General features: G+C 42.8%; 21 protein-coding genes and 1 pseudogene. 10 read left to right on the top strand and 12 right to left on the bottom strand.

The features are described 5' to 3' along the window. Positions 1–128 precede the first annotated feature (128 nt). The 3 genes and pseudogenes from MiAbW_RS15560 to kdpC form a co-directional block, all read left to right on the top strand. Positions 129–890 (top strand): annotated as a pseudogene (locus MiAbW_RS15560) (DNA cytosine methyltransferase); the annotation flags it as partial. A 40-nt stretch (positions 891–930) separates the two neighbouring features. Continuing rightward, positions 931–1,137 carry a potassium-transporting ATPase subunit F gene (locus tag MiAbW_RS15565; RefSeq protein WP_151696841.1) on the top strand — a complete coding sequence of 69 codons (207 nt, stop codon included), beginning with the start codon at positions 931–933 and terminating at the stop codon, positions 1,135–1,137. A 2-nt stretch (positions 1,138–1,139) separates the two neighbouring features. Continuing rightward, positions 1,140–1,784, top strand: a complete 645-nt coding sequence (kdpC, locus tag MiAbW_RS15570) for a K(+)-transporting ATPase subunit C (RefSeq protein ID WP_151696842.1) — start codon at positions 1,140–1,142, stop codon at positions 1,782–1,784. A 163-nt stretch (positions 1,785–1,947) separates the two neighbouring features. Here kdpC and MiAbW_RS15575 read toward each other — a convergent pair whose 3' ends face one another. The 4 genes from MiAbW_RS15575 to MiAbW_RS15590 form a co-directional block, all read right to left on the bottom strand. Continuing rightward, positions 1,948–3,159: a DNA-processing protein DprA gene (locus tag MiAbW_RS15575; protein ID WP_151696843.1), complete on the bottom strand. Its 1,212-nt coding sequence runs from the start codon at positions 3,157–3,159 to the stop codon at positions 1,948–1,950. Continuing rightward, on the bottom strand, positions 3,160–5,235 hold the full coding sequence (locus MiAbW_RS15580; RefSeq protein WP_151696844.1) for a RecQ family ATP-dependent DNA helicase: 2,076 nt from the start codon (positions 5,233–5,235) through the stop codon (positions 3,160–3,162). A 103-nt stretch (positions 5,236–5,338) separates the two neighbouring features. Then, the gene (gene cphA, locus MiAbW_RS15585) at positions 5,339–7,972 is read right to left on the bottom strand and encodes a cyanophycin synthetase (protein ID WP_151696845.1); all 2,634 of its coding nucleotides are present in this window, start codon (positions 7,970–7,972) and stop codon (positions 5,339–5,341) included. Between the two features lie 107 nt (positions 7,973–8,079). Next, positions 8,080–8,934 carry a cyanophycinase gene (locus MiAbW_RS15590; protein ID WP_151696865.1) on the bottom strand — a complete coding sequence of 285 codons (855 nt, stop codon included), beginning with the start codon at positions 8,932–8,934 and terminating at the stop codon, positions 8,080–8,082. Between the two features lie 373 nt (positions 8,935–9,307). Between MiAbW_RS15590 and trmD the strand changes: the two genes are divergently transcribed. The 3 genes from trmD (at position 9,308) to psbM (ending at position 11,670) form a co-directional block, all read left to right on the top strand. Then, complete coding sequence (gene trmD, locus MiAbW_RS15595; RefSeq protein ID WP_151696846.1) at positions 9,308–10,003, top strand: tRNA (guanosine(37)-N1)-methyltransferase TrmD; 696 nt, start codon at positions 9,308–9,310, stop codon at positions 10,001–10,003. 316 nt (positions 10,004–10,319) lie between these two features. Further along, positions 10,320–11,435, top strand: a complete 1,116-nt coding sequence (locus tag MiAbW_RS15600) for a universal stress protein (RefSeq protein ID WP_151696847.1) — start codon at positions 10,320–10,322, stop codon at positions 11,433–11,435. A 127-nt stretch (positions 11,436–11,562) separates the two neighbouring features. After that, positions 11,563–11,670 carry a photosystem II reaction center protein PsbM gene (gene psbM, locus MiAbW_RS15605; RefSeq protein WP_002745897.1) on the top strand — a complete coding sequence of 36 codons (108 nt, stop codon included), beginning with the start codon at positions 11,563–11,565 and terminating at the stop codon, positions 11,668–11,670. A gap of 52 nt (positions 11,671–11,722) precedes the next feature. Here psbM and argJ read toward each other — a convergent pair whose 3' ends face one another. Next, positions 11,723–12,964, bottom strand: coding sequence for a bifunctional ornithine acetyltransferase/N-acetylglutamate synthase (gene argJ, locus MiAbW_RS15610; RefSeq protein WP_151696848.1), 1,242 nt, complete (start codon positions 12,962–12,964; stop codon positions 11,723–11,725). A 180-nt stretch (positions 12,965–13,144) separates the two neighbouring features. On the opposite strand from argJ, the gene MiAbW_RS15615 reads away from it, so the two are divergent. Further along, positions 13,145–13,552, top strand: coding sequence for a hypothetical protein (locus tag MiAbW_RS15615; RefSeq protein WP_151696849.1), 408 nt, complete (start codon positions 13,145–13,147; stop codon positions 13,550–13,552). A gap of 12 nt (positions 13,553–13,564) precedes the next feature. Here MiAbW_RS15615 and MiAbW_RS15620 read toward each other — a convergent pair whose 3' ends face one another. The 4 genes from MiAbW_RS15620 to petC form a co-directional block, all read right to left on the bottom strand. Continuing rightward, on the bottom strand, positions 13,565–15,214 hold the full coding sequence (locus tag MiAbW_RS15620) for an ABC1 kinase family protein (RefSeq protein WP_151696850.1): 1,650 nt from the start codon (positions 15,212–15,214) through the stop codon (positions 13,565–13,567). Between the two features lie 301 nt (positions 15,215–15,515). Beyond that, positions 15,516–16,577: a mannose-1-phosphate guanylyltransferase gene (locus tag MiAbW_RS15625; RefSeq protein WP_149975306.1), complete on the bottom strand. Its 1,062-nt coding sequence runs from the start codon at positions 16,575–16,577 to the stop codon at positions 15,516–15,518. 132 nt (positions 16,578–16,709) lie between these two features. Next, positions 16,710–17,696: a cytochrome f gene (gene petA / locus MiAbW_RS15630; protein ID WP_002754684.1), complete on the bottom strand. Its 987-nt coding sequence runs from the start codon at positions 17,694–17,696 to the stop codon at positions 16,710–16,712. Between the two features lie 43 nt (positions 17,697–17,739). Then, positions 17,740–18,279 (bottom strand): cytochrome b6-f complex iron-sulfur subunit, encoded by a 540-nt coding sequence (gene petC, locus MiAbW_RS15635; protein WP_002781457.1) that lies wholly within the window; start codon positions 18,277–18,279, stop codon positions 17,740–17,742. Positions 18,280–18,581: 302 nt separating this feature from the next. On the opposite strand from petC, the gene MiAbW_RS15640 reads away from it, so the two are divergent. The 3 genes from MiAbW_RS15640 (at position 18,582) to MiAbW_RS15650 (ending at position 22,299) form a co-directional block, all read left to right on the top strand. Then, the gene (locus tag MiAbW_RS15640; protein WP_151696851.1) at positions 18,582–21,233 is read left to right on the top strand and encodes a class I SAM-dependent methyltransferase; all 2,652 of its coding nucleotides are present in this window, start codon (positions 18,582–18,584) and stop codon (positions 21,231–21,233) included. A gap of 9 nt (positions 21,234–21,242) precedes the next feature. Then, positions 21,243–21,830: a hypothetical protein gene (locus MiAbW_RS15645; protein ID WP_151696852.1), complete on the top strand. Its 588-nt coding sequence runs from the start codon at positions 21,243–21,245 to the stop codon at positions 21,828–21,830. Positions 21,831–22,002: 172 nt separating this feature from the next. Continuing rightward, complete coding sequence (locus MiAbW_RS15650) at positions 22,003–22,299, top strand: nucleotidyltransferase family protein (protein ID WP_106909158.1); 297 nt, start codon at positions 22,003–22,005, stop codon at positions 22,297–22,299. A gap of 153 nt (positions 22,300–22,452) precedes the next feature. On the opposite strand, the gene MiAbW_RS15655 is transcribed toward MiAbW_RS15650, so the two are convergent. From MiAbW_RS15655 to polA, 3 genes are read right to left on the bottom strand one after another with little or no spacing between them, the layout of a single operon-like run. Continuing rightward, on the bottom strand, positions 22,453–22,701 hold the full coding sequence (locus MiAbW_RS15655; RefSeq protein WP_002759990.1) for a heavy-metal-associated domain-containing protein: 249 nt from the start codon (positions 22,699–22,701) through the stop codon (positions 22,453–22,455). Between the two features lie 36 nt (positions 22,702–22,737). Further along, entirely contained in the window at positions 22,738–22,983 is a 246-nt protein-coding gene (locus MiAbW_RS15660; protein WP_002746191.1) for a hypothetical protein, read from the bottom strand. Between the two features lie 4 nt (positions 22,984–22,987). Further along, positions 22,988–25,858 carry a DNA polymerase I gene (gene polA / locus MiAbW_RS15665; protein ID WP_151696853.1) on the bottom strand — a complete coding sequence of 957 codons (2,871 nt, stop codon included), beginning with the start codon at positions 25,856–25,858 and terminating at the stop codon, positions 22,988–22,990. Between the last annotated feature and the right edge of the window lie 185 nt (positions 25,859–26,043).

Here is a 26,043-nt window from a genome sequence, read left to right on the forward strand (position 1 = left end):
ATGTTGGTTAAGTTCTTGTTGTTGCTCTGGAGTCATTTTTGTCTTTTCCCTACTCTTTTCTCTATCCCATACCCAATTGATGCTTTTGTCAAGTAGTTTATTTGTTCTTCAGCTTTGACTTGCTCCCAGAAATATTGGCTCAATATAATCCTGAGATTATTGTCGGCAGCCCTCCTTGTCAAGACTTTTCCAGTGCCGGTAAGAGAAACGAGGGTTTAGGACGAGCGAATCTAACGCTCACATTTGCTGAAATTGTCACTAGAGTAAGTCCCCAATGGTTCGTTATGGAAAATGTGGATAGAATTGAGAAAAGTAAAATACTCACTCAGGCAAAACAAATTTTTAAAAGTCATGGTTATGGTTTAACTGGAAAAGTTATTAATTCTTGTTACTGCGGAGTTCCTCAAACTAGAAAAAGATATTTTCTGATCGGTAAAATGAACGAAGAAGATGATTTTTTAATCGATGAAATCAATGACAATTTATCAAGTCAACCTCTGACTGTATTTGACTATATGGGCAAAGAATTAGATATAGAATACTATTATAGACATCCTAGAAGCTATCAAAGAAGGGCGATATTCAGTATTTATGAACCTAGCCCTACTATTCGAGGAGTAAATCGACCAGTTCCCAAAACCTATCGACAACATCCTGGTGATGCTTGTTATCTTCATGAAAAATTAAGACCGTTAACAACGAGCGAGCGAAGCTATATCCAAACTTTTCCTAAAGACTTTATTTTTGCGGGAACAAAATCTAATCTAGAACAAATGATTGGTAATGCAGTTCCTGTTAATTTGGCCAGATATGTAGGCCAATGTATTCTTAACTATGAATTGAAAAAGGGGAAAAAGATAACCTATCGACAACTACAGCTATTTTCTTGATTTACTGGCAAAAACAAATCTCCAAAAAACTCTAATTCTTATGAAAGCATCCCTTAGAAAACACCGATTTTTCTGGTATATTTTCTTAAATTTCTGTCTAACAATTCTTTTCTCCTCCATCGTGCAAGCTTCTACGGGAAGCACTATCGATAGGTGGCAGGCCTTCGCGTTAACCCTTTTAGGATTGGTCGCCTTTGCTTTATTTATCTATCTGTTCCTTGTCATCTTTGTACCGGAGAGGTTTTAATTATGAGTTTTGCACGCGAGGCCGGTAGAGCCATCCGTTCTACCCTAGTTCTCTGGGTGATTACTGCCCTGATCTATCCTTTCTCGATGATCGCCATCGGTCAAATTTTTTTTCCCTGGCAAGCAAACGGGAGTTTGATCACCAATAATCAAGGTCAAGTGGTGGGTTCGACTCTAATTGGGCAACCTTTCACCAGCGATCGCTATTTTAATAGTCGTCCGAGTACCACCGCCTACAGTACGGCCGATCCGAAAAACGATCCTAACAAGATCCTGCAAACCGGAATTTCGGGAGCGAGTAACCTAGCTCCCAGTAACCCTGTATTAATTGATCCCATTAAACGAAAACTGGCTCCCGATCCGGCGAAAGCTATAGAGGGGGAGATTCCCCGATTAGAGAAAGCGGCAATTAAACCCACAGCGGATCTAGTATATACCTCCGGTTCCAGCCTCGATCCCCATATCACCCCAGAGGCCGCCAGAGCGCAGATCGAGCGGGTGGCGCGGGTGCGGGGATTACCGACCAATCAAGTAGAGATACTGATTAGCAAAAACACAGACGATCGCTTTCTCGGCATCTTTGGCGAACCGGGGGTTAACGTGCTGAAACTGAATCTGGCTCTAGACGCGATCGCAAATACCCGATAGGCCTGTGAAATTCGAGGAGTCGAAATCCTGTTTAAAAGGTATAGGAGAGCGGGGATCGCCAGGGTTGGGAGTGGGGAGAATAAATCAAAATAATCTCCTGAATACTGACTCGAAGAATACTTGACGACCGATCATTTTATCCAGAACTGAGTTAACCTACTATTCACTGCTGAGAAGATTCTAAGAGTGATAACAGGTTCTGACTATGTTCGATCTCGTAGGTGACAGATCTTTTATTATTTTTCTTAACTACTTTTCCGTCCTTGACAGCCATTTCTAACCAATTCTGTAATTGGGATTTATTGACACCAAGATCGGCAACCAAAGATTTTAGATTTTGAGGTGTATTTAAATGTTCTAGGATAATCGGCAGCACAGCTTCATAAATACTGGTTTTCTCGTTTGGCACTGCCATAACTGGCTCATTTTTGTTTAAAATAGCTCTCGTTTCTGTAAGCAGTTTATCTAAAGAATCCCTAAAAGGAAATACAGGAAAAGGTTTGGCTCCCCGTTTAATTAACTGCTGATTACCATCGGGAATATTACCTTGTAAACGCACAAATACGGGAATATCTTTGATTTTTTCCAAAGCTTCGGTCGCTCCGTGCCAAGTACCTCCTTGATTCGCTGTGGCACTAACTACTAAAGCATGATCGGCTAAAGCATAGATATATTTATTTCTACCCATAGCATTGCCAACACTAAATCCCGCTTCGGGATCGTGGGTAGAAATTAAAGTCAGTTTTCTCTGTTGAATTAGTGGACGATAATCGCCCCTAACCGCCGTTTTTACCAAACTATCGGCTAAAACGCCTAGTACTGTTCCTCCGGCTTCTAGACTTGCTAACATGGCCGTACGATCTACTCCCTGCGCCCCTCCAGAAATCACCTGTAGACCATTTTTAGCGCACTCTTGGGCTACCTGTCGGGTGTAGTTCAATCCTTCTGCGTCCACATCTCTAGAACCAATTATCGCTAATCCTGCCAAAGAAAGCAATAAGCGATCGCCAATGCCATAGATAATGGGAGGGGCAAGATGTTTAAGTTTCTGTTTGAGACGTTGGGGATAAATATCCTCTCCCCGTCCGATAATCCATAGTCCTTGGTTTAGCCATTTTTCTAGGGTTAATCCTAGCAAAAAACCCCGATTGAGTAGGGAAAAAAGACGCCCAGAATCCAGTTTAGCGATCGTGATATCTGGTAATTTTTCCTGTAAACTGCGATCAAGCAGGTCTGCGGGAGTTAATTGCTGTTGCCGTAGCCAACTAGCCAGACTATTATACTCGCTCAAGGTCAAGGGGGAGGGTTCCGTAGGGCGATTTTGTCCAAAATTGGCACAAAGTAAGAGAATTGCTTGAGTATCGGTGGCTAACATCTAAGAATCTCCCCACGAATTCATGGCTAAAGCTAAAGGAAAAACGGGACCGCTTGCTGCTTGCCGTAATAAGGCAGCGATCACGGTAAATGTCCAACGAGAATCGACCACATCATCGATTAATAGTACCGCACCAGATTGAACCTGATTCCAGTTGATCTTAAAGACATTATCTAAATTATGGGCTTGTTGGTAGCTATTCTGCATCTCTTTTTGATGAGAATTTTGACGAATTTTGTTGACCACTGGATAGAAAGGTAAACCTAAACGATTGGCTAATTTCTCAGCAAAATCCGCTACTAAAAGGGGACGATTTAAGGAAGGAACACAAGTTACCCAAGTAGGGGAGGGATTCGGTTGCCAACGTTGAATCATGGCAATACAGCCATCAATTAAGTGGCTATCAAAGTCATTATCTTCGTATTTTCCCTTTTTCACTAAGTAACCCCAGCCGCTATTTCCCCATAATCCTAAAGCTCTTCCTTCCTCCGCTTGTAGATGAGGTTTAATATTACCTGAAAATCCCGATAAAGCTTGAGGAAAAGGCCATTTTTTGCGAGGTTCAATGAGATAATCACTTGTCATCAAGAACTTTTTAGCTAGTTGCAATTTTTCTTGGCTATAAGTCGGAGATAATAAGGTTCTGCCCAGACAAACAGCACATTTACCACAAGCATTCGGGAAAGGATCATCTAAAGCTTTGGCCAGAAATTCCATCAAACAGCTTTGACTGTTCATGTATTCTTGCATTTGAGCTTGTTCTTGACGACGAATAGTTTTTAAATGGGCGATTTTTTCGGGATTAGGTTGATAATTAATGACGGTAGTGTACCATTTTGAGCCTTGTTTGGTTACTGGTGCGGGAGACTCTAGAGATAATAGTTTGAGAACCTTGTCAATTTTTCCTCTAGATAAGTTTATTTGCCTCTCAATCTCTAGGACTGATAAGCCATTTTCAGCCTGATTAAGAGCAGTTAAAACCCTTTGGGCGTGAATTTCAGTAGTAAAGGCTGTTTCGATAAAATAGTCGGCGATTTCATCATCTTCTTGTCCACATAGAAGAATACCATAGGCTTGATCAACCCCTCTCCCCGCACGACCTACTTGTTGATAATAATGTACGACAGAAGCAGGTCTTTGATAGTGAATTACGAAGACCAAATCTGGTTTATCGAAACCCATTCCTAAAGCAGTAGTAGCGACTAAAACTTTAATTTGATTATTCAGTAATTGCTCTTCTAATTTCTCACGTTCCTCACTTTCACTATGATAGGCTTTAGCAGTAATATTCTGACTATTTAACCATCGTGCTACGGTTTCCGCATCTTTGACGGTTAAAGTATAGACAATACCACTTCCGGGCAACTGGGGTAAGATACTGGCTAACCAAGCTAAACGAACTGCTGGACTAGCAAAAGAAATATTTTGGAGTCCGAGACTTTCTCTAGTCAATTTTCCCCTTGATATTTGTAAGGTGCTACCTAACTGACTTTTAATATCTTCAACTACGCGGTTATTAGCAGTAGCCGTAGTGGCAAGAACGCAAATATTAGGCGGTAAAACTTGTAAAATGCGAATAATTCGGCGATAGTCAGGGCGAAAATCGTGACCCCAATCAGAAATACAATGAGCTTCATCAATCACCAATAGACCCACTCTAGACGCAATTGGTAAAAGAACCTTTTCTCGAAAGTTTTCGTTTCCTAATCTTTCTGGGGAAATCAACAATAAATCCACTTGTTCTGTTAATAATTCGGTCTTGATCCTTTCCCAATCTTCTGTATTACTAGAATTAATAGTTTCTGCTCTAACATTAATTCTTCTGGCGGCGGCTATTTGATTTCGCATCAAGGCAATTAGAGGCGAGATTAGTAAAGTAATTCCCTTTCTTCGATCCCTCAGTAATCGAGTCGCTACAAAATAGACAAAACTCTTACCCCAACCCGTACGTTGAACTACTAAGAGACGAGAGCGACCACCTACTATAGATTCTATCGCTTCCCATTGACCATCGCGAAAGTTAGCATGAGGATTATTGAGAGCAGTGCGTAGTAAAGATAAGGCTTGGGATTGCATGACAATTACAAACTAGCTTAACGTACTAAATTTCCCCGAATGCTCGGTAAAATCTCTAACAATTAAAATTAATCATCTGATACTACCAAAATTATCCTAACTTCTAACCCTGGTTATCGGTAAGGGGTCGATGTTTCTCGACCAAATCGATCGCTTGGGTGACACTTTCGGGGAAAATTACCACCAAACCACCCTCGGAAACCGTACTTAAAGCCTTCTCTAAAGCTTCCGTTTCATCGAGAATAACTTCTGGACGCAAACTGGCATTTTCTTGGCTAATTCCCCTGAGAATTAAATCGGCCACTTCCCCCCGGCGGCGACCGCGAGTATCGTTATCTTCCTTAACAATAATTCTATCGAACATAAGCGCCGATAATGTCCCTAATAAAATTAAATCATCATCGCGTCGATCGCCCGGCCCCCCAACCACGCCGACTTTTTCCCCAGGCCAATTGCCGACAAAACCGCCGACGGCTTCGTATCCGGCGGGATTATGGGCATAATCGATTAAAGCGTGATGGTGTCCCAAGTCAAACAGGTTCATCCTACCGGGGGTCTGGGCTACGGAAGGTTTAAAAGTCCGCACCCCTTGGCGAATTAACTCGATATCGATACCCTGCACAAAAGTGGCTAAACAGGCGGCCAGGGCGTTAGCAATCATAAAAGGAGCCATTCCCTGCATAGTCACGGGAATATTAACCGCTTCCTCGATTCTCAGCGTCCATTCTCCCTCTAGAATCGACAGATAGCCATTCTCATAGATGGCGGCCATGCCACCGCGACGGATATGGTCGTGAATAATCGGGTTATCGGGACTCATGGAAAAATAAGCGACTCTTCCCTTGACTTTTTCGGCCATACTAGCGGTCAAGGGGTCATCGGCATTTAAAACCGCGTGACCCTCGGCGCTAACCACCTCGGCCACAACGCTTTTTACTTTCGCCATTTGTTCGATGGTGTCGATATCACCGATACCCAAATGGTCGGCGGCCACATTTAACACTACCCCCACATCGCACTGATTAAAGGCTAAACCCGAACGCAGGATACCACCCCGGGCCGTTTCCAAGACAGCAATCTCCACTGTGGGATCCTTCAAAATCATACTGGCACTGTAGGGACCGGTGTTATCGCCCTTTTCTACCAGATAATCATCGATATATACGCCGTCCGTCGTGGTAAATCCGACTACTTTCCCCGTTTGTCGGCAAATATGAGAAATTAATCGGCTAGTGGTGGTTTTGCCGTTAGTTCCCGTAATTGCCAGAATCGGCACGCGGCTGGGAGTACCGGGGGGGAATAACATATCGATAACTGGGGCGGCGATATTGCGGGGTAAACCGCGACTAGGGGCGACGTGCATCCGAAAACCGGGGGCGGCGTTGACTTCTACTATTACCCCGTCCACTTCTCGCAGGGGTTTGCGGATATCCTCTGTTACCACATCGATACCAGCAATATCCAAACCGATTAATTTTGCCACTCTTTGGGCGATCCAGACGTTTTCGGGGTGAATTTCGTCGGTACGATCCACAGCGATGCCCCCGGTGCTTAAATTAGCCGTGGCCCGCAGATAGGCGATCGCCCCTTGGGGTAAAATGCTGGTTAATTCATATCCCTGTTTTCCTAGCACATTAAGGGCGGTTTTGTCAATAGTTATTTTAGTTAAAACGTTGGCATGACCATCACCCCGGTTGGGATCCCGATTAGTAATGTCGATTAATTCTTCTATAGTTGAGCGCCCATCACCGACGACGTGAGCGGGAATCCGTTCGGCCACGGCGGCGACTTTGCCATTTATGACTAAAATTCGGTGATCACTGCCTCTATAGTACCTTTCTACGATCACGCTGCGGGTTTTCGAGGCGGCGCTGGCTAGATCATAGGCTTCCTCTGCTTCCTGCTGATTTTTAACATCGATGCTGATGCCACGGCCGTGGTTGCCATCGAGGGGTTTAATGACGATGGGAAATCCGCCCACTTCCTCGATTGCCGCTGACAACTCATCCAAGTATTGAATCACTGTACCCCGGGGGACGGGAATGCCGGCATCCTTGAGGATAGTTTTCGTGCCTTCCTTGTCACAGGCCAACTCAACGGCTAAAATCCCCGAAAAACTGCTTAACGTGGCTTGAATGCGCTTTTGGTGAACGCCATAGCCCAATTGCACCATCGAACGAGCGCTCAGGAGTAACCAGGGAATATTTCTAGCTTGTGCTTCTTTAACGATGGTTTCGGTACTCGGACCGAGGGAGGCATTATTGCATAAATCGCGTAAATCGGCTAAATCCTGGGCTAATTCTTCCTTAGAATAGGTTCCCGTATCGACAATCGATTGACACAAACGCACGGCAGCCCGACCCGCATAACGTCCCGCTTGCTCGTCAACGTACTCAAACACCACGTTATAGACTCCGGGGGTGGAGGTGCTTCTAGTGCGACCAAAACCGACGGGAGTTCCTGCCAATTCCTGCAATTCTAGGGCGATATGTTCGATGATATGGCCCATATAAGTGCCGGTGCGGACTCGTTCAAAGAAACCGCCGCGATAACCGGGGGAGCAGTAATGTTCGACTAAACTGGGGAGAACGTCGATTAATCCCTCGTAAAAGCCGGGGATTTCATTCGATGGCTTCTCTGCGAGATCTTCGAGATCCAGACGCATAACAATGAGCTTGTCGCGACGAATACTCCAGTAGTTGGGACCGCGCAGGGTTTGGGTTCTGAGAATTTTCATGATGTAGCTGGTGTTCGCTGTTGAGAAGCACAAAGAAGCCGTTCTCTATTGTCTGATTTTCTGAGATCGGTAAACTGTTCATCGTGAACAGTTTTTTAGGAGTTTTTTTACCCCAATTTAGGGATAACTTGCTGTTTTTTGAGATGATAGCCATCACCGTAGGCAAGAATATGTACCCGCAGGTTATGCAGACTCAGGGGTTCGTTTGCGGTGACATGATGGTGGTTAGTGTGGGACATTTCCCTAGCATCAATTACCGTCACTGTACCGCAGCCGATTACTGTCATCGTGCCATCCCGTTCAAACATAGCGCAGGTATCTTCATCGATGCCAATTCCTAAACGTTCGGGATAACCGGAGATAGCGCTCATTAACCGGGCCATGCGGTTGCGATTGTGGAAGTGTTGATCGACAATAACTTCAGGAATGAGACCTAATCCCATGGCCATATCCACTAGGGCGCGATTGGGTGCTTCCCCGCTGCTGCCCCCAGCAATCATGTGATGACCCATAACGGCAGCCCCGGCGCTAGTTCCGGCCAGGGTTAGTTCTCCCTGTTGCACTCTTTGTCTGATTCTTTCCATCAGGGGGGTATCGGAGAGCAAACCGCATAAACGCAGCTGGTCGCCTCCAGTCATAAATACACCTGTACACTCTTCGATGTAGGCCTGGAATTGGGGGTCTTCTCCCTGTACACGATCGCGAATATCGATGACTTTGACGTATTTTGCCCCCATTTCCTCGAAAATCTTCTGGTAGCGATCGCCGATTAAAATCGGTTCTCTGGAAGCGGAGGGAACAATAGCGATCACTGCTTCGCTACCCCCAGCGCAATTCCAAAAGGTATGCAGTATCTCTTTACCGTGGACTTTATCTTCGGCACCCCCAATGACTAAAATCGCCGTTTTGAGAGATATGGGGGTAGGATTTTGGTGGTGTTGGGTTTCTAGCTCGATGATCATGTCACTGAACGAATAGACATTTTTAGGGGTGGAAGGTTTTTCGGGAAGATGGACAGGTATCTTGATGTTATTTTCCCTGAACGGTTGACGTAAAAAAATGCGGTTTAGGAATATTTTTCGGGACATCAAGCAATAGTAGAGGCGATTTTAGCAATTTTCTTCGAGCCACTGGCAATGACGGACTGTTAGTTAACTTTAAGTCTAGGCTAGACTTCGATCACTCAAGCTAGAGCCAGAAAAACCCCTAGACAGTACAGCATAGTCTATCATGTTATTGAGATAGACTAGCGCAAAATTAGCAACATTTTAACCGATCAAGCCGTGACAAAATGATACATTAAACACTATCCCAGTCTAGGCCTTAATTTTCCCCGTGCAGTTTGACATTATCACTCTCTTTCCCGATTTTTTTACTTCACCGCTGCAGTCAGGGTTGTTGGCAAAAGCTCTCGAACGCGACATCGCTAGGGTAAATTTGGTCAATCTTCGGGATTTTGCCCATGATAAACACCGTCGTGTCGATGATGAACCCTACGGTGGTGGTGTGGGAATGTTATTAAAACCAGAGCCAATTTTTGAGGCGATCGAGTCTTTAGCAACTTTACCACCCCGGGAGATCCTGCTGATGACTCCCCAGGGGGAACCTCTCAATCAAGCTTTACTGAAAACTTGGGCTAGTAGTTATCAGCAGTTAATTCTCATCTGTGGGCATTATGAAGGGGTAGATGAGCGTGTTTGTCAGCATTTGGTGACTAGAGAGGTATCTTTAGGGGATTTTGTCCTAACTTGTGGCGAAATCCCTGCTTTAGCGATTATTAACGGGGTGACGCGGTTGTTACCCGGGACGGTAGGTAAGGCGGAATCGTTGAAATTGGAGAGTTTTGAGGCAGGTTTATTGGATTATCCCCAATATACCCGGCCGCCGGTGTTTCGCGGTTGGCAAGTGCCGCCGGTTTTGCGATCTGGGAATCATCAGGATATCGCTGATTGGCGCTATCAACAACAACTCCATCGCACTAAGGAACGCCGTCCAGATCTCTGGCAAAAATGGCTAGAGGAACAGGATTAATCTCCAAAAATCCTCCCGTAGGGAGTGGGGAGAAAGGAAATGAGAGATAAGAGATGGGGAAGTGGGTACTTAAGAATAGACCTCTTGTAAAAATCAAAAATTGTCGTGGTTAGGTTAAATCTTACTGGAAATTCCCGCTCTCTCTGAGAACTTAAATTGAGCTAAGACGTATTTAAACTGCTTATTCTTAGATTAGCCGAATCTCCCCCAATCCTTTTACTGTTGCAAGAGAACGAATCATCGATGATATTCAATCCCCCTGGCTACGATCGAATTATCTTAATCTACAAGGCAAGTTGCCCAAAAGGAGACGACCGTGCGACGGGGAAGACATAAAATTTTTATCGGTATGGCTCCGGGGGTCGGGAAAACCTACAAGATGCTGGAGGAGGGGCATAGTCTCAGAAAACAGGGAACCGACGTGGTGATTGGACTGCTGGAAACCCACGGCCGGAAAGAGACCGCCGCCAAAGCCGAAGGATTGGAAATCATACCGAGAAAAATCCTAGAGAAAGAGGGATTCACTCTCTCGGAAATGGATACAGAAGCGATTATCGCCCGCTCACCCCGGCTGTGTCTCATCGATGAATTAGCCCACACGAACGCACCCGGTTCGGAGCGAGAGAAACGCTTTCAGGACGTGGAGATAATTTTATCCCGGGGAATCGATGTTTACTCGACCGTAAATATCCAGCATATCGAGAGTTTAAACGATCTGGTTGCCCGAATCACCGGGGTGGTGGTGCGGGAGCGAATACCCGATCGAATTTTGGAGGAAGCTGATGAAGTGGTCGTGGTAGATGTTACCGCGGAAACCCTAGAGGAAAGATTATTAGCGGGAAAAATCTACGCTCCCGAAAAGATCGAACAATCTTTAAATAATTTCTTTCGACGGCGCAATTTAATCGCCCTCCGGGAACTCGCCCTGCGCGAAGTGGCCGATACGGTAGAAGAAGAAGCGAGTAATTCAACATTTATCGGTCAATCCTGTCCCATTCACGAACGGGTATTAGTCTGTATTTCCACCTATCCCAACTCTTTACGATTATTACGTCGGGGAGCGCGGATAGCGGGGTATATGAACGCGGAATTTTTCGTGATTTTCGTCGATAAACCCGATCGCTTTCTCACCAAAGAGGAGGCGTTACATATCGAAGCCTGCGAACGTTTATGTCGGGAATTCGAGGGGAAATTCTTACGGGTTAAAAGCTATCAGGTGGCGGCAGCGATCGCCGAAGTGGCCGAACGGGAACGGATCACCCAGATTGTGATCGGGGAGAGCCTTCAATCGCGCTGGAAGAATTTCATCAAAGGTTCTTTCACCCAAAAACTTATGCGCCTGATCTGGCAGAAAAATATCGATCTTCACATCATCGCCACCGATCCAAAAGTAGCAATTAAAGACGCGCGAGCCAAGGGGGTGAAAAGGTGACTACCTTTCTGCCACTTCCCACTTACCCAGTTCCCCTCTCAAATCAGCAACGCCTTGGCTTCTCTGGGATGATATTCTAGGAGTTAATCTTTAATGCAAATCCGTTGTCACTTAAGGGAGTTAACTCATGCAAGTAAATAATCTCGGCTTTATCGCTAGTATCCTATTCGTCCTAGTACCCACTGTTTTCCTCTTGATTCTGTTTATCCAAACCAGAGAGGAAACCGAGGGTTAAATTAGGCCCGGAGAGACCAGTTATTTGGTCTCTCCTTAATTTTTTGGTGGCTCTAGGTAGTGTACTCGGCATTAATTTTGACGTAATCGTAACTAAGATCGCAACCCCAGGCCGTACCTGTTCCCGAACCGTTACCGATACAGATAGACATTAAAACGGTATCTTCTCGTAAATAAGCCCCGCTTGCTGCCGCTTTCAGGTAATTACTGGCACTAGCTCGATCGAACGCCAAAGGTTGACCATTTTCCATCATCACGAAGTCGCCTAACTTGATTTGCAGGTCTTCTTGATGGAAGACAACCCCGGCCCGGCCCGCGGCCGCCGCAATTCGTCCCCAGTTGGGATCTCGACCGAAAACCGCCGATTTTACTAAGGAAGAACCGGCAATGGTGCGAGCAATCTGACGAGCGGACTGATCATCGGCCGCCCCCGAAACCCGCACTTCTATTAAACAGGTGGACCCTTCCCCATCCCGGGCGATCGCTTTAGCCAAGTATTGACAAACTTCCGTTAACATGGCCTCTAACTTTTGGGCATCCCGGCCCATTTCTGTGATCGCCGTGGTGCGCGATTGACCGTTAGCCAAGGCGATCAGACTGTCATTGGTACTGGTGTCCCCATCCACCGTAATCTGATTAAAACTTTTATTAGCCGCCCGACTTAACATATTTTGCCAGAGAACCGTCGATACTGCGGCATCACAGGTAATAAAGGAGAGCATCGTCGCCATATTCGGGTGAATCATCCCCGATCCCTTGGCAATTCCCCCAATTGTGACCGGACGACCATCGATGGTGGTTTGCAAGGCGATCGATTTGGGGACTAGATCCGTGGTCATAATCGCCCGGGCTGTGCTTTCGCCGCCATTTTCCGACAATAAACCCGCTAAGGTCGGTAAAGCGGCGGTTAACGCATCCATGCGAATCCGTTGCCCGATCACTCCCGTAGAAGCCAGCAAAATTGCATCGGCGGGAATCCCTAAAACTTGGCTCAAGGCGGCGGCACTATCGAGAGCGTCTTGCCATCCGGCTTCCCCCGTGGCGGCGTTTGCTTGGCCGGCATTACACAAAATCGCCCTGGCGCTGGCTTTAGTTTGTAGGCGTTGACGGCAATAATCGACGCAAGCGGCCCGCACTTGACTGGTGGTAAAGACTCCTGCGGCGATCGCTTCTGTTTCCGAGACAATGAGGGCTAAATCGGGCAAACCGGACGGTTTTAGCCCCGCGGCCATCCCTGCGGATTTAAATCCTTTTGGGGCGGTGATCCCCCCCTCTATTTCCTGCCAATCGGCCATTTTCTCCCTTCTCCTACTCAAATTCGACAATCGATTATAGCAACTAAAAAGCCAAAAATTAGCAAAGGGTTTGACCGTTTCGGGTTGGGAAGTGGGGAAAAAAGGCCGACGGCTGATAATTCCTGGCTGCAAATTAGCCTAAAATACGATTAATTAACCAGGATTTTGAGGCGATAGTTTATGGAACGCGGGTTATTGTGGACACCTTTATTAATTCTATTTATTTGGTTGGCTTGGAGTGGTTGGAATGAATACCAAAAAGTGGAAATCTATCGACAATGGGCCGAAAACTTCGATCGAGCTAAGTATGATATATATTCTGTCTTAGGTCAAAAAGATAAAATTATCACTTGGGGAAAGCCAACTCGTAAGGGAGTGATTAATTTACAAACTTTTTCCCTAGAAGAGGTAAAAGAAATCCGTCTGTTAGTTAATAATCAAGTGGTGGATTTAGATGCTCTTCCCCCGCAGGGTTCCCCTTTCCTAGAATTTATTTTTAAGGAGCGAACTCCTGAAAAAATTCCCTTTACTGAAGTTGAATTGGCTAGTCGGTGGGCGAAATTTTTACAACAACAAATCTTAATTTAATCGCGATAATTTCTAGCGCAATCTCCCTGATCGCAGGATACCGACAACTAACCATAAACCGATAAAACTAGCTGTAGCAAATAATACGGTACTAATAATAGTTAATTGCCGAGATTGGGCGCTGGCTGTGACAATGGCAGCCCCGATAATTAAGGAGCCAATAATCACACTAAAAGCTAGTCGATTGGCGGAATTATCTAAACTGCGACGGAGATTATCTAATTCGCGAATTTTCAGATTAACATTTAAAGTTTCCGAGGTTAAACCATCTAGTAAAACTTCGATTTGACGGGGAGATTTCAGGGAAAAAGATTTCAAGTCTAAAACTGTTCTTAGGGCAGTTTGTAGGGGAGTGCTACCGATTAACTGTTGTTCAAGAATATTAGTTAATAGCGGTTTGACTTCTTCTAGGATATTAATATCAGGATTAAATTTTCGGGCAGTTCCTTCTAGATTAGCGAGACTTTTGGCAAATAAACCTAAATTACCTGGAAGCTTAATTCTATTGCGACGGGCAACTTGCAAAAGTTCATAAACTACCTCACTAAAGTTAATTTGATTTAAATTCAGGTTATAATATTTTCGCAGCATCCGCTCATAATCCACCTCTAATTGTACTAAAGTAATCGGCACCACTGACTCGGATAGTTTAATAGTTAGTTGACTGCATCTTTTCGCATCTAAGTCAACAATTGCTAATAACAATTCTGTTAAAATTTGTTGAGTTTGCGGGTCTAATCTGCCCACCATACCACAGTCAATTAAAGCTACTCTCCCATCGTCAAGATAGAAAATATTACCCGGGTGAGGATCGGCATGAAAGAAGCCATCAATATAAATTTGTTGAAAAAATGACCGAAACAAAATCCTCGTTATTTCGCTTTTTCTTTGGGAAATTGTTTGCTCGGTTTCTGGACTAGAAACATCGGCTTCTAAAATTTGTTTTCCTTCTAACCATTCTAACACTAATAGCCTGGAATTAGTTAAGTCCCAATAAATTTTAGGGATAACTAACTGTTTGGGTTCTGACCACCGACTCTGGGTTAAATTATAGCGCAATTGGTCAGTATAATGACCTTCTTGGGTAAAATCTAATTCCGCATTGACTGCTTTAATAAACTCCTCTGCTAAGTTAACAACGTCGTAACTTTGACCAAATTCTGTTAGGGCAACTAAATCAGCAATTCCCTTAATTAAGGCACTATCTTGGGCGACAATTTTTTCGATACCGGGACGCAAGACTTTAATCGCTACTTCCTCCCCAGATAATAAAGTTGCCCGATGAATTTGCCCGATCGAGCCTGCGGCGATCGGTTGGGGATTAATATATTTAAATACCTGTTCGATCGGTTTTGCTAACTGTTCGGTGATGACTATTTCTATATCCGTCCAAGCAACGGGAGGAACTTGCGCTTGTAGGGCGGTTAAAGCCTCGATATAATTAGCAGGTAGCAGATCGGGACGGGTACTAAGTAACTGTCCCAATTTGACATAAAAAGGCCCCAATTCCACGAGGATTTTTTTGAGAACTTCTGGGGTGGGAATCTGGGGATTTTCTGTTTTTCCCAGGGTTAAAACCCCGCGCATATAGTCCCAACCGTTGCCGAGAACTATCTCCAGGATTTCTTTTTGTCTTTGACTGGTTTGGGGGAGTGAGAACACGGTATTATCAGTTATCAGTGATCAGTTATCAGTTATCAGTGGGTAAGTTACCAGTGATCAGATTTGAGTTTTAAGTTAGCAGTATTAAGTAGGTAGGCGTTAAAAATTATCAAATACCCCCCTTATCAAGGGGGGACTAAGGGGGGATCGACACCCCCCTTATCAAGGGGGGCAGGGGGGATCAGAGACAAAATCTATCTTCAATTTAATTATAACTACTTACTTAAATAGAAGTTTCCTACTGTCTTTTCACTGATTACCGTTTACTGTTTACTGAAAAAGCTGGTAACTAATATCAATCCTATAACAATTTCTCCAATTTGGGATCGGTTTGTAATTGCTTGAGAACTTGTTTAATATCTTGGGTACGATCTTTGTGGACAACGAGAGTCGCTTTCCCGTCGCGAACAATTACCAGATCTTTTAAACCAATAGTAACGATCACTTCCTCCTCATCACTAGCATAGATAATAGAGCCTTCCGTATCCAAACCGACATGATTTGCCAGTTCAATATTTTTGCCCTTTGCTTCTAGTAATCTTTCCAGAGAATTCCAATCTCCCAGATCATCCCAACCGAAATTAGCGGGTAAAACGTAAGCGAGTTGGGTTTTTTCCATCAAAGCATAATCGATACTTTTTTTCTCTAAATCCTCATAGGCAGCGATGCCCCGATCGATCAGAGGCTGTAAAATATTATTAGCGTGGGTTTTTAGCTCCTCTAAAACCACTTGTCCCTGAAAGATAAACATTCCGCTATTCCAGCTAAAAAGTCCCGTTTCTAGGAATTTTTCGGCCGTGGTGCGATCGGGTTTTTCCGTAAAACGACTCACTTTATAGACGGGTAAACCATTAAATTCGCCTTGATTTTCTCCCTGTTCGATATAACCGTAACCAGTGGAGGGATAATCGGGTTTAATCCCTAAAGTAACGATCGCTTTTTGGCTGACGGCCACTTCTACGGCCGCTTTTAAAGTGTTAATATAAGCCTCTTGATTACCAATATAATGATCGGCAGGAAAAAAACCGATCGCCACTTCTTTACCATAACGTTTTATCACTTCTAAAGTAGCCCAAGTCACAGCCGGGGCTGTATCCTTGCCCACCGGTTCCACTAATAGGTTACTCTCCGGTAAATCGGGGAGTTGTTCGCGGACACCATCAGCGATCGCACTAGCGGTAATTACCCAGAGATTTTCCCAACCTGCCCCTAAAGATAATAGACGATCGGCTGTTGCTTGTAAAAGACTGCGACCACTACCATCAAGACAGAGAAACTGTTTCGGACGCGCTAGACGACTGAGGGGCCAAAAACGTTCCCCTTTACCACCGGCGAGAATGACTGGAACAAGCGACTGATTCATAAAAATTGACACTTATCGGTTAAGTTGAACCGATTGTATCAGACGGCAGCGAGGGGTGAGCGTTTTCCCGACCCAAAGCTAAAAAGCGGGCAAATAACCCGCTTTCTAGCAAAAATAACCGAAATATTGCGATTAGAAATTCATTTCGGCCGCTTGTACTGTTTCCACTTGTTTTTTCTTAATAACTAAGAGGATTTGGCAGAGCATAATACCACCGAGGAATAAAACTAATCCTTTGATCCGGCCGGGATTTTGTAGGACAACTTCCGTCTCTTTTTGACCAAAACCGCCGACATTGGGGTTACTGGTTAAAAATTGTCCCACTTCGATCGCTTGACCTTCCGAGACGATTAACTCAGGACCTGCGGGAATATTTTCCACCACGGGGCCAGCTTCGGAAGTGATGGTGACTTCATAACCACCGGCTTCGGTTTTGCTGATCTGGCTAATTGTACCTGCGGTAGAAGCTTTGAAAGCGTTATTATTGCTGGGTTCACCGGTGGGGTACACTTGACCGCGACCACGATTGGCCCCTAAATGCACAGCATATTTACCGAAGTGAATACCTTTATTTTGGCTAGGATCGGGGGCCAAGACGGGGAAAACGATTTCTTTGTATTGATCCCCGGGTAAGGGGCCGACGATAACCACGTTATCTTGACCTTCTTTGTAGGATTGGAAATAGACTCCACCGAGTTTTTCCTGCATTTCTTCGGGAATGCGATCGGGGGGCGCGATTTTAAAACCATCTGGTAGCATTAAGACTGCACCGACGTTTAAACCCCCCTTGGATCCGTCGCCTAACACCTGTTGACTGGCGGGATCGTAGGGGATTTTTACCACTGCTTCAAAGACGCTATCGGGTAATACCGAGTGGGGGATTTCAATTTCGGCGGGTTTTTGGGCTAAATGGCAGTTCGCGCAGACAATCCGACCTGTGGCCTCTCTGGGGGTTTCTGGGGCGGTTTGTTGCGCCCAAAAAGGATATGCTTGGGCAGATTGGGGGTTAATGACATCGCTGGTTAGGAGTAGGGAAACGGTAGCGATCGCCACGAGGACGGCTTTCACTAGGGCCTGTCTGTGGACTTGCGGGAAGCTTAAAAAGTTGAATGTTCTCATCTCTATCGGTTGAATAATTCCAAATCTCGTCACATTGAATAATCTAGGACCACCAGGGTTCTTCACCGGTGCGGAAGTCGGTTTCCGTCCAAGTGGAGAAGACGACTTTATCATTATCGGTGACGTTGGCATGGGCGAGGGCTAAGGATAGAGGCGCTGGACCGCGAACTACTTTTCCTTCGGCATTGTACTGGGAACCGTGGCAAGGACACATGAATTTTTCTTCGCTGGCATTCCAAGGCACCACACAACCTAAGTGGGTGCAGACGGCGTTAATTCCGTAGTTGGCCAGGGTTTTGTCCTCTTGGACGACTAAATAGGTGGGGTCGCCTTTTAAACCTTGGGCTAAGGTGCGATCGCCAGCGTTATGGCTGGTCAGAAATTGACTGACAATCACATCATTGCCTAGGGCATCTTTTGCGGTGACACCGCCACCCGTACCACCGGCCGAGGGGGGAATAAAATACTTAACAATCGGATACAAAGCCCCCGCTGCTACTCCGGTAATTGTACCAAAGGTCAACAGGTTCATAAATTGACGACGCCCCAAATCGGGAACATCTGTACCGGAAACTTGACTCATTGCTCCTTATCTCCAAATGTAAATTTTTGTAAACTAATTCTCATCTAAGGGCGATTTTGTGCATCTCGATCAAGACGAAAACCCAGAGCTTAAAGAAGGTTTACAAGGGCTGTATTAGATTATTACAGATATTGAGTCACGGACAATTGCCACAGCAAAGCTGCGTCAAATGCGATCGCCATTAACGGTCATCAAAGAAATGACCATAACAACCTAGTCAAAATACTTTTCTAATTCTGCCTGAGTATGATACATTTGTTTGATGGAGATATAAAGTTTCGATAGCAAGGATAATCGTTGTCATGGTACAAAATCTTTACAGTATAGTAATGGAACTGACAGCACCATCGTCATCGACATTGCTGACTGTAGATCGTACTAGGAAAATACTTAATGATTTTGCCTATAATTTTGAATGGACACCCAGTGATAGCTTAGATATTCCATCAACGAATGATTTTGCCAATGCTCATCTTATTGTTGAACATGGATTAGAACATCAGGCTGTTATTACTTTTTTGAAAAGACCCTATGCCGACCTTAATTATACTCAGAAAAAAAATCTTTTGGGCATTTCCTATAATAATTTACTTGACTGGCATATTCAAGTTGAATCCGAGAAAATCCTTTATGTTTTTAACAGATGTAGCCCAGAAAAAATTGCAAAATCATATCCAATTTCTCGCGAAAATTTAGACAATCTCAGAAGCGGAGTATTTGAAGCCATTTCAGGGCAACGCCATCATCCTAATCTTCCTGCTTTGGATGATGCTTTGATTGAAACGATTTCATTCTGGAAGCGAAATCTATATGCCGAAATGGAAGAAAATATATCTAATCAACAGTTTTCGGCTTTGTTTAATGCTATTATTTTTACGAGAGCCGTTGAAGATAATTATCGCCGCTCATATCCCCAAAGGTATGAAGAATTTTCTAATTCAAATACCCTATTTGAAACCTTCTTAAAAAATAACAGCAATTCCTTAACCATTCGAGAGTCAATTCTTAAAACTCTTGAAGATTGTGGACAAACTAACATACCTGAGTATTTAATTGATCGATCCTTACTCAGTGCTTTTGATAGTTTAAATACTCAAACTGTGAAAGCTTTGCTGCAGGATTTTTATAGAATTAAATCTGCAAAACCCTATGAATATGATTTTTCTCTCATTTCTAAACACGCTCTTAGTCGAATTTATGAAAGATATACCAGTATTTTAAGAGTTGAAGAATCCGATCAACTAAGCTTATTTCCCCCCCTACCAACAGAGCAGAGAAATAAAGCTTATGGAAGTATTTATACTCCTCAATTTATTGCGAGGTTTTTTGCTCGGTATCTACGGGAACAAATGCCTCCCATTGAATTTCAACAATTAAAAACGTTAGAACCTGCTATCGGTTCAGGAATCTTTGTAAGAACTTTATTAGAAATTCAGTGTGATCCTATGCAGGGAGAAGTTACAACTGAATTGATTCAATCAGCTTTTCAGAATGTTTTTGGATTGGATGTTGATCCTAATGCTTGTCAAGCGGCACTTTTATCTCTTTCACTTCTTCACTTAGTTTTGACAGATCAATTACCGTCACAATTATCCATTAAAACAGCAGAGTCAATTCAATACTATCAAGATCATCCCGAATTAAAAGAGAGTTTTAGTGCAGTTATTACTAATCCCCCCTTTGTTGCTTTGTCGGATCAAACAGAAGCAATGAGAAAAAGAATTGCACAATTTATGGGAGATGATGGAAGGGGAAGAATTGATTTATCTTTAGCTTTTATCAAAATAGCATTAGAAGTATTAAAACCGGGTGGTTATGGATTATTTGTTTTACCTCATAAATTTCTTTTGTCAAAAAGTGATGCTAAAATTCGTCAACTTATCACCCAAGAAGCTTGGATTCGTTGCTTAGTTGATCTATCTGCTATCCCAATTTTTGGTCAAGTAGATACTTACATTGTTCTTCTCATTTTTCAGAAGCGATTTAATGTACAACCAGAACCTTTAGCGACGATTTCTCATTGTCAAGAATTAGTGGGACGTGCTTTACAAGATGTTGTAGAAGGAAGGGAAGTAGAAAGTCAATTTTACAGTGTTTTTAAAGTTCCTCAAAATGCTTTTAATGGGGAAGACTGGTTGATCAAACCTCCTTCAATTGCTCGAATTCAACAAAAGCTAGAAACTTTACCAAAACTTTCAGAGTTTATGAATATTCGCGTTGGAGTGCAAACTGGCAACAACAAGGTATTTATTGTATCTAAATCTCATATTCCTAAAGGAGAGGAAGCTATTTTTATTCCTTATTTATCTGATCGAGAAATGGAAGTTTATACTACTCCTCAGAAAGTTAGTCAATATCTTTTTTATCCTTATTTTGAGGAAAAATTATTGGAAGAGGATGAGATTAGAAATAAATATCCCAAAACTTGGAAATATTTGTTACTACATCAAGAAATGTTAGAATCTCGTTACGCCGTAAAAAAGGAAAATAAATCATGGTGGCAATTAGATAGCCCCCGTTGTGATTATTTACTTAGACCTAAAATTATTAGTCCCCATTTGTCAATTATGCCTCGTTTTTCCCTTGATATTGAAGGCAAGTTTGCTGTTATTCGTTCCCCAATTATTTATCCTAAAGATCGTCAACTGGAGAGTGATTTACTGCGGTATTTTGTCGCAATTTTGAATTCTAGTATTTGCTATCGCTATATTTCTGAACATTCGCATAAATATGGTAGTGGTTACTCAATGTTAGAACCAAAAACGCTTTTAAAAACTCCTGTTCCTGATCCAACAAAAGTGTCATCCTTTGATATGTCTCAGCTTTTACGTCTTGTTGATCAGCGTTTTTTAGCATCAGGAAAAGAAGCAATTCAACTTGAAATTGAAATTGATAAAGCTGTCTCTAAGCTTTACGGATTTACTGAAGAAGATTGTTCTATTTATGGTGTATGAATACAAAAGATGAGAATTGAAATAAACTCTCAAGATTTGAAAGAGCGTCCTCAATTAATTAAAAAGATGCTAAGGCCACTTGTTTTAAAAAATAAGCTATTTGTTCAACCTGTTAGTAAAGGTGACGAATATGTTGCGTCTGTCAAAGATACTTATCAATCAACAACGAATCAATATACTGAGAGCCGTTTTAAAACTTTTGTCCCTGACTTACAAGCTACCTATTATGAAAGATGGTATAAAACCTATCAAGGCAAAAAAGAAAAATTTTATCTAGACCGTGCTTATCTTCATTTTTATATCATTGATAAAACCTTACCAGAACCAGCAGAAAAAGAATTTTGTTTACTTCATTGCGATCCTAATGAACCTGATGATGCTGCTCATGCTAAATATAAACAAAGCTTACACCTTCACATTGAATGTTCAGATGCTTCTTGGCCTCATTGTGATGTTTGGCCTCGCGCTCATATTGCACTTAATAATGGATATTTAGATTATGTCCTCAAAGATATTAATTCTCTAACAAACGCAATGACAGAAGCTATACTTATGCTCAAAGAAGAAGTTTTAGCCTCGGTTAAAATCTTCGATTAGACTTCTTGGATAATTAATTTTTGAGAGTTCAAAAATGAGAAAAATAGGGATGAAGTTGCAAAAAATCTCTAAATAGACCCTTTATTAGAAACCGATGAAGAAACGGCAACCGCTTGGATAAATCAACAACTAGAAAGCTTGGGAGTAAAACTAATCTGATCAACACAAAAATATGAAAATTCCTCAAGAAAAACTCTCACAACTTTGCCAACATTGGCATATTCATAAACTTTCCTTATTTGGTTCAGTTTTACGAGATGATTTCACCGCAGATAGTGATATTGATCTGCTCGTTGAGTTTGAACTTGGTTTTACCCCCAGTTTTTTCAAACTTCATCAAATTCAAGAAGAACTATCTCAATTATTTGATGGACGTACTATTGATCTCGTTACCATCAAATCTCTTAATCATCATATTCGTGAGCGTGTTTTAGCAACAGCAGAGGTGTGTTATGTCGCAGAAAGATAATCAAGTGTATGTTGAACACATGATTGACACAGCAAATAAAGCACTTAGCTTTGTGGAAGGTGTCAGTCGAGCAGTATTCGAGATGACATTCAACAATAATCACGACAATTGTTGATTTTTACCAGAGAGGTATATTTTTAACGGGGGAGGATGTCAACCCTCACTGCTAGACTCAACAGTATGGCCGACTTCGCTGATCCATTGGGCAATTTCTGCGGGGGATGCGGTGGTTTCTACCGTGACGATTTTATTGGCTACATCCACCGATATTTGGGCTGCTGGTTGCTGATTGTTAATCGCTTTAGTAATGGTATTAGCGCAACCTTCACAGGCAATACTAGGCACTTTTAGGGTAATTGTCATTGTTGTAACTCCAGTAACTTTATAGCTAAAAACTAGCATAAATTGTCAGGGGTAGCTGATTTTTTAAGAGTTTATTTACCATTTCAGCACTGCCGCTTCGATCCCCTGTTCCCGACGCAGTTGACTATCTTTTTCTAGCCATTGAATGACCTGTTTATGGGTTAGTTCTTCTAGGGTTACTCCCGTATCTTCGGCGATTATTTTTAGTAAGCGTAGGGAAGAAATCGTTAAACGAGTCAGGAATTTTTCGGGAGAAGTCAAGAGGGCAGCGTCCACATCTGCGGATTCTTCTGGGGTTAAAAATTGTCTGTTTTCGATCATAGTTTTATTTGGTTTCCATCCAATTGTCACCGGCTTTTATTTCTACCAAGAGAGGGATCGTCAAGGAGACAGCTTCTTCCATAGTCGTCTTGATTTTTGACTCTAGGGATGGCCATTCTTCCCTCGGTACTTCCAAGACTAATTCATCATGGACTTGCAGCAGTAATCTCGCTCGATAATTTTGCAGTACCTCGGCCAATTTTACCATCGCTACTTTAATAATATCAGCACTGGAACCCTGAATGGGCGCATTAGCGGCCGATCTTAATAATTGTGCTTCCTCGTTGTTGAGTTTGAGGCTATCTAAATCGATGTCATGTAAGGACAGTCCCCGCAGTCTTTTTAAGAGGGGATTATCGAAGTTAAAATAACGTCTTCTGCCCAAAATTGTTTCCACATATCCCTGAGCGATCGCTTGTTTTTTGCTATTCTCTAAATACTCAAATACTTGGGCATAACGTTGATGATATTTTTCAATAAATTTTCTGCCCTGTTCCACGGTTAATTTCGATTCACGGGCGAATTTTTGCGCTCCCATGCCATAAATAACTCCGAAGTTAATTGTTTTTCCTAAACTGCGTTCTTCGGGGGTAATTTCCCCTTTATCAAAGAGCAATTGAGCGGTGACTTTATGAACATCTTGATTACTACGATACGCTTCTAATAAAACTGGTTCTTGACTGAGATGAGCGAGAATTCTTAACTCGATTTGTGAGTAGTCCGCTGACACCAATAAGTAACCATCTTCGGGGATAAAAGCTTGACGAATTCGTCTGGAAAATTCACTGCGAATAGGGATATTTTGTAGGTTAGGATTGGAGGATGATAATCGTCCGGTGCTGGTGATGGTTTGATTAAAATCTGTATGTACTCTTGCGGTTTTTGGTTCGGCTAATTTCGGTAAAGCATCCACATAGGTGGATTTTAATTTGGATAAGGTGCGATGTTCAAGGATATAATCAATCAGGGGATGATCGCCTTGTAGTTTCTCTAAAACACTTTGATCGGTGGAGTAACCTGTTTTGGTTTTTCTGGATTTTTTGCGGTTGAGTGCCAATCGATCAAAGAGGATTTCACTTAACTGTTTAGGAGAGCTAAGATTAAAAGTTTCTCCGATAGATTCATAAGCTTTTTTTTCTATGTCTGCCAAGTCTCTTTCTAGTTGCTGGGACAAGTTTTTTAGATAATTGATATTAATTTTTATACCATAATTTTCCATCTGCCACAGCACTATGACTAAGGGAGATTCTACCTCTGAGAATAATTGATATAAAGAGGGAATTTTAGTTAATTCTGCCTGTAATTTTTCTCGAAGTAAATAGGTAGCATAGGCATCTAATCCGCAGTAGTTGGCAGTGGTTGTAATATCTAAATCAGCGATAGTTTTTCCCGTAGGAATACCGAGACTTTTATAACTAAGGGAAGTGATACCGTCTAAATAGCGATCGCACAAATCTTCGAGATTATGAGTTAGTTCGGGATGGAGGACATAACTAGCCACCATAGTATCAAAAACTAGACCTTTAACGGTAATTCCTTGATGATAAAAAACATCAATATCAAATTTCGCATTCTGGAAGACTTTCGGATAATTATCACTGGCTAAAATTGGGCGTAATTTTTCGAGAACTATCTCTAGATTTAAATTATCACCGCTCTGGTGGCCGATGGGAATATAGGCCATAGCATTTAATTCTTTTCCCCAACAGCAACCGATGCCAACTAATTTGGCTAAACGAGGATTTAAATCCGTGGTTTCGGTGTCCCAAGCGACGGGAAAATGTGGATTAGTGAAAGTTGTTAATTTTGCCAGTAAAGCATCTAACTTAGGAATAGTATCAATAATGTCGGGAGCAATTAGAACCGGTAGAGAAATAGGGGGTAAATCAAACAGAGACAATTGATTAGAATCAGCATCGCTAGTTAATTCTAGGGTAGGAGTGCCACCTAGATACTGTTGAATTTGATCGAGTTTCTGGAGAATTTTCTTTAACTCTAATCTTTCCAATAAAGGTTTAACTAAACGCCGATCAAAACCTCGGAGACGAAATTTATCCTCTTCGAGGCTAACGGGGGCATCAAGGGCGATTTTAGCTAAATAGCGAGAACTTTCGGCGGCGGTTTTTCCCTCTAATAATTTAGTTTTTACCATTCCATTGATCGATTGCAGATTGGTATAGATATCCTCTAAGTTATCGTATTTTTTTAATAAATCTATCGCTGTTTTTTCGCCAATTCCGCGCACTCCGGGGATATTATCAGACTTGTCACCGCAAAGAGCTTTAAAATCTACTACCTGTTTTGGTGTCACCCCTAACTTTTCCGTGACAGCTTGGGAATTAAATTCTGTATAACCCTGTGCCGATGTACTTTTGACTGCATTAATATCCAGATAGAGAACCGTGGTTTTTTTCTCCTCATCTACCAATTGAAATAAATCTCGATCGCCTGTTAAAATCTTGACTGTATAACCATGATCGCCAGCTTGTTTTGCCAAAGTTCCTAAAACATCATCTGCTTCGTAACCTGGGGAAGTCACAATAGGAATATTCATCGCTGCCAAGAGACTTTGCAGATTCGTTAAATCGGGGCGAAATTCTTCGGGAGTTTCTTGCCGATTAGCCTTATAATTGACATCAGCTTCGTGGCGAAAAGAAGGAGCTGCTAAATCAAAAGCGACCGCTAAATAAGCAGGTTTTTGAGTTTCTAGTAACTGCATCAGAGAGTTTAAAAACCCAAAACAAACACTGGTGGGAATGCCGGTAGAAGTACGCAGAGGTCCCGAACGAGACTTAGCAAAGGCATAATAGGCACGAAAAGCCAAAGAATGCCCATCAATCAGGATAAATAGCTTATTTTGCTCGGCACTGGTCATAATTTAGCCTCAAATTTGCGTGTTATTTCCATTTTAAGGATTACCGAGCCATTATTCAGCCATTAGCCTTGAATCGGCGATCGCTGATAACTGCTCGTCGATCACTGATACTTAACACCTCCTCAAAAAAAATATTTGCCAAAAAACCGGCGTAAGGGTATTTTAAGAATAATTTTATATGTTTA

The sequence above is a fragment of the Microcystis aeruginosa NIES-4325 genome (assembly GCF_008974145.1).
Taxonomy (GTDB): domain Bacteria; phylum Cyanobacteriota; class Cyanobacteriia; order Cyanobacteriales; family Microcystaceae; genus Microcystis; species Microcystis aeruginosa_G.